This window comes from Streptomyces sp. NPDC000410, assembly GCF_040300305.1.
Taxonomy (GTDB): domain Bacteria; phylum Actinomycetota; class Actinomycetes; order Streptomycetales; family Streptomycetaceae; genus Streptomyces.
The window spans coordinates 114,690-128,172 of sequence record NZ_JBEPDM010000006.1; the positions used below are offsets into that span (position 1 = coordinate 114,690).

The following is a 13,483-nucleotide window of genomic DNA, read 5'->3' on the forward strand; positions in this document are numbered from 1 at the left end:
AGATTGAAGTCCCATGGCTGAAGTTCTCGTCTACGTCGACCACGTGGACGGTGCCGTCCGCAAGCCCACCCTGGAGCTGCTGACGCTGGCCCGCCGGATCGGCGAGCCGGTCGCCGTCGCGCTCGGCGCGGGTGCCGAAAACACCGCCGGGGTGCTCGCCGAGCACGGCGCGGTCAAGGTCCTCACCGCGGACGCCACCGAGTTCGCCGACTACCTCGTCGTGCCGAAGGTGGACGCGCTGCAGGCCGCGTACGAGGCCGTATCGCCCGCCGCCGTGCTCGTCCCGTCCTCCGCCGAGGGCAAGGAGATCGCGGCCCGCCTCGCGGTCCGTATCGGCTCCGGCATCATCACCGACGCGGTCGACCTGGAGGCCGGCGACGAGGGCCCGGTCGCCACGCAGTCCGCGTTCGCCGCCGCGTTCACCACCAAGTCCCGTGTCTCCAAGGGCACCCCGGTCATCACCGTCAAGCCGAACTCGGCCCCGGTCGAGGCCGCCCCGGCGGCGGGTGCCGTCGAGGCTCTCGCCGTCACCTTCGGTGAGAAGTCGACCGGTACCAAGGTCGTCGCCCGCACCCCGCGCGAGTCGACCGGCCGTCCCGAGCTGACCGAGGCCGCGATCGTGGTCTCCGGCGGCCGCGGCGTCAACGGTGCCGAGAACTTCTCGGTGATCGAGGCGCTCGCCGACTCGCTCGGTGCCGCCGTCGGCGCCTCGCGCGCCGCCGTCGACGCCGGCTGGTACCCGCACTCCAACCAGGTCGGCCAGACCGGTAAGTCGGTCTCCCCGCAGCTGTACATCGCCTCGGGCATCTCCGGCGCGATCCAGCACCGGGCCGGCATGCAGACCTCGAAGACCATCGTGGCCATCAACAAGGACGCCGAGGCCCCGATCTTCGACCTGGTCGACTACGGCGTGGTCGGCGACCTCTTCGAGGTCGTCCCGCAGCTGACCGAGGAGATCAAGGCCCGCAAGGGCTGAGCTCGGCCGGTTCGAGGCTCGTCTCCATGACCGGGGCCGTGTGGTGATCGTCACCGCGCGGCCCCGGTCCGCGTTCCGAGGCACCATTGACGCAGGTCAGTCGCCGCAGCTAACTTCACCATACGGATTATTGATTCCGTGTAGCGGAAAACAGGAGGGTGTGCAGCGATGGGTCAGCAGGAGAAGGTGGCGACGAGCCTCGCCGGCGCGGTCAGCGAGGGCATCAGCGCCTCCCTCGCATCGGTGGACGCCGAGCTCGCCCGCCGCTACCCCGGAGACCCGGGCACGCGCCAGCCCGTCCACACCGTCTACGTACCGGGTGACGCCTTCGACGCCGGCACCATCCGCTCCTGGGGCGACCAGGCGCTCGCCGCGCTCGACGAGCACGCCCCCGACGCCGGGTCCTTCGCCCGGATCCTCGGTCTGTCCGACGAGCTCGCCGAGCCCGTGTACACGCGCGTACGGGCCAAGCTGGAGCGCGAGCCCATCGAGGACCTCCGCGTCGACTTCGAGGACGGCTACCAGGGCCAGGACGAGGACACGCACGCGGCGCAGGCCGCCCGCCTGATCTCCGAGGCCTACGCGAACGGCACCGCCGCCCCGTACATGGGCATCCGCATGAAGTGCATGGAGGCCGCCGTACGCGACCGCGGCATCCGCACCACCGACATCTTCCTCACCGGGCTGATGGAGAACGGCGGCCTGCCCGACGGCCTCGTCCTCACCCTGCCCAAGGTGACCTACCCCGAGCAGGTCACCGCCTTCGTCCGGCTCCTCGAGGCCTTCGAGAAGGCCCACGCCCTGGACGCCGGCCGGATCGGTTTCGAGATCCAGATCGAGACCAGCCAGTCCATCCTCGCCGCCGACGGCACCGCCGCCGTCGCCCGCATGATCGACGCCGCCGAGGGCCGCGCCACCGGACTGCACTACGGCACCTTCGACTACAGCGCCTGCCTCGGCGTCAGCGCCGCCTACCAGGCCAGCGACCACCCCGCCGCCGACCACGCCAAGGCGATCATGCAGGTCGCCGCCGCCGGCACGGGCGTGCGCGTCTCCGACGGCTCCACCAACGTGCTGCCCGTCGGCAGCACCGAGCACGTCCACGAGGCGTGGAAGCTCCACTACGGCCTCACGCGCCGCGCCCTGGGCCGCGCGTACTACCAGGGCTGGGACATGCACCCGCGCCACCTCCCGACCCGCTACGCCGCCGTGTTCGCCTTCTACCGCGAGGGCATGGAGGCGGCCGCCGCGCGCCTCGCCGCGTACGTAGCCAAGACCGAGGGCGACATCATGGACGAGCCCGCCACCGCCAAGGCGCTCAGCAGCTACCTGCTGCGCGGACTCGACTGCGGCGCCCTCGACGACGCCGAGGTCGCCGGTCTCACGGGTCTCGGCCGGGCCGAGATCGACGCGTTCGCCCGGCCGCGCCGCGGCGACCTGACGGCCACGGCCCAGTAACAGCCGTTCGGCCCCCGGCGGAGCCGTCACCCCTGCCCCGTACCCTGTACGCGACATCACCAGCGGACAGAGGAACGGGGCAGCGGTGTCTTCGGGGGAGCTTCCAGGAGTTTCGGGATCTTCAGGGTCTTCGGGGGAGGGCGAGCGGCTGGCCGGCCGCTACCGGGTGGTGCGGCAACTGGGCCGTGGCGGCATGGGCGTCGTGTGGCGCGCCGTCGACGACGTCCTCGGCCGCGAGGTCGCGGTCAAGGAACTGCGTACGTACTCGGACGCGTCCGGTGCCGAGCTGGCCGATCTGCGGCTGCGGATGCAGCGCGAGGCGCGCGCCGCCGCGCGCGTCCGTCACCCCGGGGTCGTCGCCGTCCATGACGTCACCGAGCACGAGGGCCGGCCCGTCATCGTGATGGAGCTCGTCGACGGCCCCTCGCTCGACGACGTGCTCTCCGAACGCGGCGTCATGGACCCGCGCGAGGCCGCGGCCATCGGCGCACGGGTGCTGGAGGCGCTGGCCGCGGCCCACGGCGTGGGCGTGCTCCACCGTGACGTCAAGCCCGGCAACGTACTGCTGGACCGCACGGGCCGGGTCGTCCTCACCGACTTCGGCATCGCCGCGATGGACGACCCCGGCGACGGCTCCGCCACCCATCTGACCCGCAGCGGCGAAATCGTCGGCTCCCTCGACTACTTGGCGCCGGAGCGCGCGCAGGGCCACGAGCCCGGACCCGCCTCCGACGTCTGGGCCCTCGGCGCCACGCTGTACGCGGCGGTGGAGGGATCCTCGCCGTTCCGGCGTACGTCGACCTGGTCGACGCTCAGCGCGATCGTCGACGAACCGCTGCCCGAGCCGCACCGGGCCGGGCCGCTCGCTCCCGTCCTGCGGGCCCTGATGCACAAGGACCCTGCGCAGCGCCCCGACGCGACCACCGCCGCCCGCCTGCTCACCGAGGTGGCGGCCGGACAGGAGACGTCGGCGACGCTGGGGCTGGGAGGCGCGGCGCATTCGGCCGCGCCCGGCGCGGCGCGGGGCGGCGACACGGGTTCCGCGACGGCCGATGGGCTGTCTCCGGTTGCGCCTCCGGTTGCCCCGGGTGCGGGTGGGGACACGCGCGGCAGCGGCCCGGCCCCGACCGCCCGTAACGAAGTCCCGTACCGGCCCCAGGGCTTCGGGCCGGCACCTGCCGGAGCCCATGAGGCCGGGCAGCCGGCCGGGGGCGCGGGTGCTCCGTACGGCGCGCAGTTCGCGCAGGGGCACGGCCCCGTGCCGGGCGGCCACCCCGCGGCGTACGGTGCCGGGCCGGCCGAGGGCGGTCGTACGCCCCAGGCCTCCGGCGGAGCCGGTGGGTCGGGGACGGGTCCCGTCCCCGGCGGCGGCAGCGCGCACGGTCCCGGGCGCGGGCGCGGCAAGGCGCTGGTCGCCGCCGCGGTGGCCGCCGTACTGCTGGCCGGGGGCGGAGTGACGTACGCACTGGTCGGCCGGGACCAGGCCCCGGGCGACAAGGCGGCGGGGGCGGCCGATCCGGCTCCGTCGCGGACGCGGTCCGGCGACGTGCTCGAACCGGGCGGTGTGCCTTCGCCGTCGGCCGGCAGCGGCAGCCCGTCGGCCTCGGGCAAGGGCGACGCGAAGGAATCCGCCACGCCGTCCCGGAAGCCGCCGGCGGCGGGTGCGGGCGGCGCGGGTGACACGGGTGACGGGAAGAGCGGCGGTGCGGACGGCGGCGCTTCCGGTTCCGGTTCCAGCTCCGGTTCCGGCAGTGGCTACGGTTCCGGTTCCGGCGGATCGACGGGTGGTGCCACCGACACCGGGGGAAGCACCAGCGGCGGTGCCACCACCAGTGGCGGCGGCGGCGACCCGGCCCCCGTCCCCTCCTGCCACTCCATCGGCGGCGGCAAGTCCAACTGCGAGGTCTGGCGCACCGCGACGTCGTACAGCCACGGCGGCAATGAGATGGGGGTGCTCTACGCGGGCACCAACTACTTCTACTGCCAGGTGAATCTGGGCCGCCGCGAGACCCACGGCCAGTGGACGAACGTCTGGTGGGCGAGGACCGACGACGACAGCGGCAACACCAACGTGTACGTGAACGTCGTCAACCTCAAGGGCGGCGACAACGACGCCCCGCTGCCGGGCCTACCGATCTGCTGACGGCGCCACTTCGCCCGACCCGCGCGGGATCAGCCTCGTCCTGAGCTCGACGCGGGCGGGCTCGTCCGCGCTGCCGTCGAGGCGGCGGAACAGCCGCTCCGCGGCCGTCCGGCCGAGCGCGGCGGCATCCTGGGCGATGACGGTGATGCCCAGCAGATCGGCGAGTTCGATGTCGTCGAAGCCGACCAGGGCGACCGGCGCCGGCTGTTCCGCCAGGACTCGCACGGCCGTCACCGTCACCCGGTTGTTGCCCGCGAAAACGGCGGTGACCGGATCCGGGCCGGACAGCATCGCGGTGACGGCGGCGCGCACCCGCTCCGGGTCGGTCGAGCCGAGGGCGACCCAGCGCTCGTCCACCGGCAGCCCGGCGTCCTCCATGGCCGTCCGGTAGCCGCGCAGCCGCTCCGTCGCCGTATGGATGCGCGGCTGGTCGCCGATGAAGCCGATCCGTCGGTGGCCGTGCGCGATCAGATGGGCGACACCTTCCCGGGAGCCGCCGAAGCTGTCCGAGAGCACCACGTCCGCGTCGATCCGCCCGGCGGGCCGGTCCACGAACACGGTCGCTATGCCCGCCTTGATCTCCGGCTCCAGATAGCGGTGGTCGTGGCCGGCCGGGATCACGATCAGCCCGTCCACGCGGCGGGCGCACAGCGCCAGCACCAACTCCTGCTCGCGGTCCGGGTCCTCGGCGCTGGAGCCGTTGATCAGCAGCGCGCCGTGCGCGCGGGCGACCTCCTCGACGGCGCGACTCAGCGGGCCGTAGAAGGGGTCGGCGAGATCCTCCAGCACCAGACCGATCGAGGCGGTACGCCCCTTGCGCAGGACGCGCGCGCTGTCGTTGCGCCGAAAGCCCAGCGCCTCGATGGCCTCCTGCACCCGGCGCTCGGTGTCCGGCGTGACGCCGGGCTCGCCGTTCACCACCCGCGAGACCGTCTTGAGGCCGACCCCGGCGCGCGCGGCCACGTCCTTCATGGTGGGCCGGGTGCCGTAGCGGGTGGTCTCGGGGCGGCGGGCGTGCTCGGCCACAGTGCGCTGTCCTGTCGTCGTCGGATGTGCCGTGCGGGCACCTGAAGGCTGTGCAAGGCTGTGCGTCGAGCATAGGGCCTGGACAACGTTGTCAGGGGAATGGACACTGGTCTTCGAAGCCGCCGGTCCGCCGACGCCGGCCGATCACGATCACGACCATGACCACGACCGACCATGCCAGCCCCCGGGAGACCCCACACCGATGCATAACGACCTCGTCGCCGCGCTCGACATCGGCGGCACCAAGATCGCAGGCGCGTTGGTGGACAGCGGCGGCGGGATTCTTCTGCGGGCCCAGCGGCCGACCCCGGCACGCGAGGACGGCGAGACGGTGATGCGCGCCGTCGAGTCGGTCGTCGCCGAGCTCGCGAGGTCGCCGCTGTGGCTGCACACCGCGGCCGTCGGCATCGGCAGCGCGGGGCCCGTGGACGCCTCGGCCGGTACGGTCAGCCCGGTCAACGTGCCGGGGTGGCGCGGGTTTCCCCTGGTGGAGCGGGTGCGGGCCGTCTGCGGCGGGCTGCCCGTCGCACTCGTCGGGGACGGCGTCGCGATGACCGCGGCCGAGCACTGGCAGGGGGCCGCGCGCGGTTACGACAACGCCCTGTGCATGGTGGTGTCCACGGGCGTCGGCGGCGGGCTCGTCCTCGGCGGGAAGCTCCATCCGGGGCCGACGGGCAACGCCGGACACATCGGCCACATCAGCGTGGACCTCGACGGTGATCCGTGCCCGTGCGGCGGGCGTGGCTGCGTGGAACGGATCGCCAGCGGTCCCAACATCGCGCGCCGCGCGATCGAGGGCGGCTGGCGGCCGGGCCCGGACGGCGACGCGTCGGCGGCCGCGGTGGCCGCCGCGGCCGCCGCCGGTGACCCGGTCGCCATCGCCTCGTTCGAGCGGGCGGCCCAGGCGCTGGCGGCCGCGATCGCCGCGACCGCGACGCTCGTGGAGATTCGTATCGCCGTCATCGGCGGGGGAGTCGCGGGCGCCGGCGAGGTCCTCTTCACGCCGTTGCGCCGCGCCCTGCGCGACTACGCCACGCTGTCGTTCGTCCAGGACCTGGTGGTGGCCCCGGCCCGCACGGGCACGGACGCGGGCCTCCTGGGCGCGGCCGCGGCCGCGCCGCCCTCGGGCGTGCGGCGGGGCGGCGGGGCGGGCGCGTCCCCTGGTGCGGGCCTGGGGACGAGGCGCCTGGCTCCGTGATCGTGGCGTAGCGATCAACCGGCGGGACACGATGCCCTCATGGCGAACATGAGGGAGCGGATAGGCGAGCACGTGCGCGCGCACGGGGTCGTGTACGCCGGACTCGCGGCGGTCGTGGCGACCGTGGTGGCCGGGCAGTTGCAGGCCGCCAGTGTGCTGGAGACAGGGCGCCGGCAGGTCGACGGCACACTCGCGGCGACCAGGGCGCAGATAGACCGGCAGCGGGACTCCGACCAGGTGCACGAGCAGATCACCCGGTACGGCGAGCTGATCCAGGCGTCGACGCGGGTACGCATTCTGATGCGGCGGTTCGAGCGGCTGGACGACAAGGCGAAGCGCGATCCCCTCGTCATCGGGGAGTTGACGAAGGACACCGACCAGCTGGCCGCCCAAGCCGCGTCGGCCTCGGTGATCCTTCAGGCACACAAGAGCAAGGTCGTACGCGAGAACGCCCACGGCATCGCCTACACCCTGCCGTACGCCGCGCAGTGCCTCGAGACCGGGATGCCGGGGAACGCCAGGGGGTACCAGGTGGACTATCCGGGACTCGGTCTCGTGAAATGCGCTGAGCTGAGCACGTGGCTGGAGGGGCACGAGAAGAACCTCGCGCAGCAGCCTCCCGAGTTCTCGTGACCCCGGGAAGCCGCATGTGACCGTTCTTCGGAGGCCTGGCCCGCCGCGCACGGGAACCCGGCCTCCCCGCGGGCGGGTCAGCGGCTCAGACGTTCCTCAGGGTGCTCGTCTTCATCTCCGACGGCGGCCCGACTCGGCCGGCTGCTGCGGTACGACGGCGTGCGGTACGACGTTGTGCGGCGCGACCACCTGCGGCGCTACGGCGTGCGGTACGACCACCTGCGGCGCGACAGCGTGCGGTACGACCACCAGGAACGCGTCCGCGTCCAGGTCCATCACGACCTCCGCGGGCAGCCCCTCGTCCCGCCGCGCCCGAGCGAACTCCTCGGCCGGCCAACTGCCGCGCGGTCCCCCGGCGGGAAACATCTCCAGCACCTTACGGCGCATCCGAGCACCCCCTTGTCCCCTTGCTCTCATGTCCTCCAACGAAGCCCTGTCCGGTTCTGTTACGCCCTGCCCTGGCCGAGGGCACGGGTTTCCGTGGCAGGGTGTTGCGGGCAGTCCACTGGGGGCTACGGAAGAGGGGGAACCGTGATCGTCTGGATCAACGGTGCGTTCAGTGCGGGCAAGACCTCCGCCGCTCGCGAACTGATCGATCTGATCCCGAACAGCACGTTGTACGACCCCGAGGTGATCGGCGGTGCGCTGCGGTATCTGCTGCCGCAGAAACGTCTCGACGAGGTGACGGACTACCAGGACCTGCCGATGTGGCGGCGGTTGGTCGTGGACGCGGCGGCCACGCTGCTCGCCGAGGTGGGCGGGGTGCTGGTGGTGCCGATGACGCTGCTGCGGCAGGAGTACCGGGACGAGATCTTCGGCGGGCTCGCCGCCCGGCGCATCCCCGTACGGCATGTCCTGCTCGCACCAGCGGAAACGATACTGCGGACGCGTATCGCCGAACGCGGGGAGCCGGAGATACGGCAGTGGTCGTACGACCACATCGAGCCCTACCGCGCCGGCCTCGGCTGGCTCACCGCCGACGCGCACGTCGTCGACACCTCCTACCTGACCCCGCGTCAGGCCGCTGAGGCCGTTGCCGAGGCCGTACGCACCGGAGCCGCGCCGGTGTGCGAGATCGTCCAGACACCCGAGCCGACCGCCGAGACCGTTGCCGCCGGGGTCCTGCTCTTCGACGAACAGGACCGCGTGCTCCTCGTCGACCCCACCTACAAACCGGGCTGGGAGTTCCCCGGCGGTGTGGTGGAACCGGGAGAGGCCCCGGCCCGTGCCGGGATGCGCGAAGTCGCCGAGGAGATCGGTATCCAGCTCGACGCCGTACCCCGGCTGCTGGTCGTCGACTGGGAATCACCGAGGCCGCCCGGCTACGGAGGCCTGCGCCTGATCTTCGACGGCGGTCGCCTCGGCGGTGAGGCGGCGGCGCGGGTGCTGCTGCCGGGCTCGGAACTGCGCGACTGGCGCTTCGCCTCCGAGGAGGAGGCGGCCGGAATGCTCCCGCCCGTCCGCTACGAGCGCCTGCGCTGGGCCCTGCGGGCCCGGGAGCGCGGAGTGGTGCTCAACCTGGAGGCGGGGGTGCCGGTGGGCTGACCGGGGGCTCTGCCCCCGAACCCCCGCTGGGGCTGCGCCCCGGGGACCCCGTTTGCGGGGGCTCCGCCCCCGGACCCCCGCGCCTCGAACTCCCCCTATGCCCCGCGGGCATGGGGGGGGACCCCCAGCGGGGCTGGTTGGGGGGTCTGGGGCTTGCCCCCACCACGCGGCGGAGCCGCACATCGATACCGCGGGAAGGGGCGGGGTGGGTAGGAAACCCCGCCGCAGGCGCACCCCTCGCCCGTCTCAGGCCGTCTCCGCCGCCGCGCTCAGCGCCGTCGCCGCGTCCACCGTCACCGGATCGCCGTGACCGAAGCACAGCGTGGACGGCGCCAGCGCGGCCAGGCGGCGCATCGACTCCCGGGCCCGGTCGCGGTCGACGTTGAAGACGCCCAGCATCACCTGGCCCACCCCGGCCACCGTGTCCCCGGTGAACAGCACGCCGTGGCGCGGCAGGTGCACCGCGAGGGAGCCGGGCGTGTGGCCCGGGACGTGCACCACCCGGGCCCCGTCGCCGAAGCCGAGGTCGTCGCCGTCCTCCAGCTCGCGGTCCACGCGGGTGGGCGGGGCCTCGGGGACGGTGAGGCCGTGCTCGTAGAGGGGGATCTCCCAGTCCAGCAGGACCGGCTCGGGGACGGGCGCCTCGCCACGGATCACCGGCGCGTCCAGCCGGTGCGCCAGCACCTCGGCGCCGTACCGGTCCGCGAGTTCCTGCGCCGCGCCGACATGGTCGCGGTGGCAGTGGGTCAGAACGATCCGGCGGATGCCCGCGGGGTCGAGGCCGAGCCCGCGTATCGCCTTCTCGATATCGGCCGCGGCGTGCACGTTGCCCGCGTCGATCAGGGTGAGTTCCTCGCCGTCGCGCCACAGGTACGCCTGGCCGATCGGGAAGCGGAACATGTGCAGTTGAGGCAGTACCTCGATGAACTCCATGCGGCGACCGTACGCATCCGCCCACGCCCGCCGCACGGATCTACGCTCCTGGCGATCTTCGCCCAGAGCTTAGGGCCTGTCCGGCGGATCAGGCTGGGCTCGCGGCGTCGTGCGACTCCGTCTCTCCTCCTAGGCCTGTCGGCCTGGGAGGTACCCCCAGCGTTGTCGTCAGTAGGCATGGTCCCCCGTATCCCTTCGGGCACGGGAGGTACCCCCACCGCCATGACTCCTTCCTCCGCCTTGGATCCGAAGCCGCATGCCGCCGCTCCCTGATCCAGCCTGATCCACCGGACAGGCCCTAACCCCGCTTCGAGCGCGCGTAGTTCCCGAGGAACACCGCCTCCGCCACCGACATCCGCTCCAGCTCAGCGGGCGACACGCTCTCGTTCACCGCGTGGATCTGCGCCTCCGGCTCGCTCAGGCCGATCAACAGGATCTCCGCCTCCGGGTACAGCGCGGCGAGCGTGTTGCACAGAGGGATCGAACCGCCCATGCCCGAGGCCTGCATCTCCTCTCCCGGGTACGCGACGCGCATGGCGTCCGCCATCGACGTGTACGCCGGGCTGGCCGTGTCCGCGCGGAACGGCTGGCCCTGCCCCACCTGCTCGAGGCTCACCCGGGCGTTCCACGGCGTGTGCTTCTCGATGTGGGCGAACAGCAGCTTCGTCGCCTCGGCCGCGTCCTGGCCGGGCGGCACCCGCAGGCTGATCTGCGCCCGGGCGCTCGCCGGGATCGACGGGGTCGCCCCGGCCACCGGCGGGCAGTCGATGCCGATGACGGTCACGGCCGGACGTGCCCAGATACGGTCGGCGACCGTGCCGTGCCCGATCAGGCCCACCCCGTCGAGGACCTTCGCGTCCCCCCGGAAGTCGGCCTCCGGGTACTGCAGCCCGTCCCAGGCCGCGTCCGCCGTGAGTCCCTCGACGACCGTCGAGCCGTCCTCGGCGCGCAGCGAGTCGAGGACGCGGATCAGGGCGGCCAGCGCGTCGGGCGCGGCGCCGCCGAACTGGCCCGAGTGCAGGTTGCCTTCGAGGGTGTCGACCCGGACGCGGATCATCGTCATACCGCGCAGCGTCGCCGTCACGGTCGGCAGACCGACCCGGAAGTTCCCGGTGTCACCGATGACGATCGCGTCGGCGCGCAGCAGCTCCGGGTGCGCCTCGGCGTACCGTTCGAGACCGCCCGTGCCCTGCTCCTCCGAGCCCTCCACGATGACCTTGACGGACACCGGGACGCCGCCGTTCGCCTTGAGCGCGCGCAGCGCGAGCAGGTGCATGATGAAGCCGCCCTTGCAGTCGGCGGCGCCACGCCCGTACCAGCGGCCGTCCCGCTCGGTCAGCTCGAACGGCGGGGTGATCCACGCCGACTCGTCCAGCATCGGCTGCACGTCGTAGTGCGCGTACAGGAGCACGGTGGGCGCGCCCTGCGGGCCCGGCAGGAACCCGTACACCGACCGGGAACCGTCAGGGGTGTCGAGCAGCGCCACATCCTGGAAGTCCTCGGCGCGCAGTGCGTCGGCCACCCACGCCGCGGCCGCCTCGCACTCGCTCCTCGGTGCCACGGCCTCGTCCGCCACCGAATGGAACGCCACCAGCTCGGCGAGCTCCGCCTTCGCGCGGGGCATCAGGGAAGCGACGGTCTCGGCAATCGGATGGGCGGTCATGGGCACGCTCCTTGTGGGTGCGACGTTGTGTGTACAGCGAAGGTACGGCGACGGTACGGCGATCCTCCCACAGAGGGGGGCCGCGGAGCCTCGCCCGTAGGATGCCGTCGAGAGTGTGGATCATGGGTCGGATCGGGAGCAGAAGCACATCGTGAGCAGCGAGAACGCAGATGCCGTGGCCGGAAACGGCGCACCGGTGTGGGATGTCGTCGTGGTCGGTGCGGGCCCGGCCGGAGCGTCGGCGGCGTACGCCGCCGCGGTGGCGGGGCGACAGGTCCTCCTGCTGGAGAAGGCCGAGCTGCCCCGCTACAAGACCTGCGGCGGAGGGATCATCGGGCCCTCGCGGGACGCCCTTCCGCCCGGGTTCGAACTGCCGCTCAGGGACCGGGTGCACGCGGTCACCTTCTCGCTGAACGGGAAGCTGACCCGCACGCGCCGCTCGCGGCGCATGCTGTTCGGCCTGATCAACCGGCCCGAGTTCGACGCGGGACTGGTGGAGCAGGCGCAGAAGGCGGGCGCGACGCTGCGCACCGGGGCGACCGTCGCGCGCGTCGAGCAGCACGGGCCCGCCGTGCCGGACCGCCGCACGGTCGCGGTGGTCCTCGCGGACGGTGAGACGGTGCTCGCGCGCGCCGTCGTCGGCGCGGACGGCAGCGCCAGCCGGATAGGAGCCCATGTCGGGGTCAAGCTCGACCAGGTGGATCTGGGCCTGGAGGCCGAGATCCCGGTGCCGGCGACGGTCGCCGAGGACTGGTCGGGGCGGGTGCTCATCGACTGGGGGCCGATGCCGGGGAGTTACGGCTGGGTGTTCCCCAAGGGGGACGTTCTCACCGTCGGCGTCATCTCGGCGCGCGGCGAAGGGGCCGCCACCAAGCGTTATCTGGACGACTTCATCGCACGGCTGGGGTTGGCCGGATTCGAGCCGTCGGTCTCCTCCGGGCATCTGACGCGCTGCCGCGCCGACGACTCGCCGTTGTCGCGCGGGCGGGTGCTGGTGTGCGGGGACGCGGCCGGACTGCTGGAGCCGTGGACGCGCGAGGGCATTTCCTTCGCGCTGCGCTCCGGGCGGCTCGCGGGGGAGTGGGCGGTACGCATCGCGGAGGCGAACGACGCCGTGGACGCCCGCCGCCAGGCGCTGAACTACGCCTTCGCCATCAAGGCCGGACTCGGGGTGGAGATGGGGGTCGGCAGGCGGATGCTCTCGGCCTTCGAGCGGCGCCCCGGTCTGTTCCACGCCGCGATCACCGGGTTCCGCCCGGCGTGGAGGGCGTTCGCGGACATCACGCGCGGCTCGACGTCGCTGGCGGGCATCGTCCGGTCGCGTCCGATGGCGCGGCGTGCGCTGGAGGCGCTGGACCGGGTGCGGCCGCCGGTGTCCGGGGCCGCCGCCGGTGAGGACCGTGCCGCAGAGGGTGCGGGGGAGCAGGAGACGGACGGGGCCGGCGTCACTTCGTGACGGTGATCCGGAACACCGGGTGATCAGGGGCGGCCGCCAGGATCTCCGCGTCGGAGGACTTGGCGGTCACGCCCTGGAAGAACCGGCCGACCTCCCAGCCCCACCGCTCCAGATAGCCGCGCAGGACCGCGGGTTTCTCGTCGTCCGGGATCTCGACGGCGGTGAAGCCGCGCACCGTGCGGCCGACGCGCAGCTCGCCGCCACCCGCGGCGCGCATGTTGCGCACCCACTGGGAGTGGCCGCGGGCCGAGACCAGGTACTGCCCGCCGTCATGGGTGAACGGATTGACGGGGACGCGCTGCATCGTGCCGCTCTTGCGGCCGCGTACGGAGAGCTCGGCGGAGCCGAGCATGCTGACGCCGCGGCGGGCGAGCCAGGCCACGAACTTGTGCATCCGGGTTTCGAGCGCGTTGACCTTGATGTAGCGCGGCGATGACGACATGGCGACCTCC

The 13,483-nt window shown here is 73.0% G+C and carries 11 protein-coding genes and 1 pseudogene; 7 read left to right on the forward strand and 5 right to left on the reverse strand.

The window, feature by feature from the left end; genetic code table 11:
- Positions 1-13 precede the first annotated feature (13 nt).
- The 3 genes from ABT342_RS10400 to ABT342_RS10410 all read left to right on the forward strand — a co-directional run bounded on the left by ABT342_RS10400 (position 14) and on the right by ABT342_RS10410 (position 4,577).
- Positions 14-976, forward strand: coding sequence for an electron transfer flavoprotein subunit alpha/FixB family protein (locus tag ABT342_RS10400; RefSeq protein WP_351569963.1), 963 nt, complete (start codon positions 14-16; stop codon positions 974-976).
- A 168-nt stretch (positions 977-1,144) separates the two neighbouring features.
- Positions 1,145-2,434, forward strand: a complete 1,290-nt coding sequence (locus ABT342_RS10405) for a DUF6986 family protein (protein WP_351569966.1) — start codon at positions 1,145-1,147, stop codon at positions 2,432-2,434.
- A gap of 85 nt (positions 2,435-2,519) precedes the next feature.
- The gene (locus tag ABT342_RS10410; protein ID WP_502965504.1) at positions 2,520-4,577 is read left to right on the forward strand and encodes a serine/threonine-protein kinase; all 2,058 of its coding nucleotides are present in this window, start codon (positions 2,520-2,522) and stop codon (positions 4,575-4,577) included.
- Here the strand turns inward: ABT342_RS10410 and ABT342_RS10415 are convergent.
- Positions 4,563-5,603 carry a LacI family DNA-binding transcriptional regulator gene (locus ABT342_RS10415; protein WP_351569969.1) on the reverse strand — a complete coding sequence of 347 codons (1,041 nt, stop codon included), beginning with the start codon at positions 5,601-5,603 and terminating at the stop codon, positions 4,563-4,565. The genes ABT342_RS10410 and ABT342_RS10415 overlap by 15 nt on opposite strands.
- A gap of 202 nt (positions 5,604-5,805) precedes the next feature.
- On the opposite strand from ABT342_RS10415, the gene ABT342_RS10420 reads away from it, so the two are divergent.
- Positions 5,806-6,801, forward strand: a complete 996-nt coding sequence (locus tag ABT342_RS10420) for an ROK family protein (protein WP_351569972.1) — start codon at positions 5,806-5,808, stop codon at positions 6,799-6,801.
- Between the two features lie 39 nt (positions 6,802-6,840).
- Positions 6,841-7,434 (forward strand): hypothetical protein, encoded by a 594-nt coding sequence (locus ABT342_RS10425; protein ID WP_351569975.1) that lies wholly within the window; start codon positions 6,841-6,843, stop codon positions 7,432-7,434.
- Positions 7,435-7,674: 240 nt separating this feature from the next.
- Here the strand turns inward: ABT342_RS10425 and ABT342_RS38200 are convergent.
- Positions 7,675-7,821: pseudogene (locus ABT342_RS38200) on the reverse strand (DUF8839 family protein); the annotation flags it as partial.
- 144 nt (positions 7,822-7,965) lie between these two features.
- Between ABT342_RS38200 and ABT342_RS10435 the strand changes: the two are divergent.
- Positions 7,966-8,979, forward strand: coding sequence for an NUDIX domain-containing protein (locus ABT342_RS10435; RefSeq protein ID WP_351569978.1), 1,014 nt, complete (start codon positions 7,966-7,968; stop codon positions 8,977-8,979).
- Positions 8,980-9,225: 246 nt separating this feature from the next.
- Here the strand turns inward: ABT342_RS10435 and ABT342_RS10440 are convergent, their stop codons facing one another.
- Positions 9,226-9,912, reverse strand: coding sequence for an MBL fold metallo-hydrolase (locus ABT342_RS10440; protein WP_351569981.1), 687 nt, complete (start codon positions 9,910-9,912; stop codon positions 9,226-9,228).
- 298 nt (positions 9,913-10,210) lie between these two features.
- Positions 10,211-11,575: a dipeptidase gene (locus ABT342_RS10445; RefSeq protein ID WP_351569984.1), complete on the reverse strand. Its 1,365-nt coding sequence runs from the start codon at positions 11,573-11,575 to the stop codon at positions 10,211-10,213.
- A 151-nt stretch (positions 11,576-11,726) separates the two neighbouring features.
- Between ABT342_RS10445 and ABT342_RS10450 the strand changes: the two genes are divergently transcribed.
- A complete protein-coding gene (locus ABT342_RS10450; protein ID WP_351569987.1) occupies positions 11,727-13,031 on the forward strand; it encodes a geranylgeranyl reductase family protein in 1,305 nt (434 codons plus the stop codon).
- Here the strand turns inward: ABT342_RS10450 and ABT342_RS10455 are convergent.
- Positions 13,021-13,473 (reverse strand): nitroreductase family deazaflavin-dependent oxidoreductase, encoded by a 453-nt coding sequence (locus ABT342_RS10455; RefSeq protein WP_351569990.1) that lies wholly within the window; start codon positions 13,471-13,473, stop codon positions 13,021-13,023. The two genes, ABT342_RS10450 and ABT342_RS10455, sit on opposite strands and share 11 nt — an antisense overlap.
- Between the last annotated feature and the right edge of the window lie 10 nt (positions 13,474-13,483).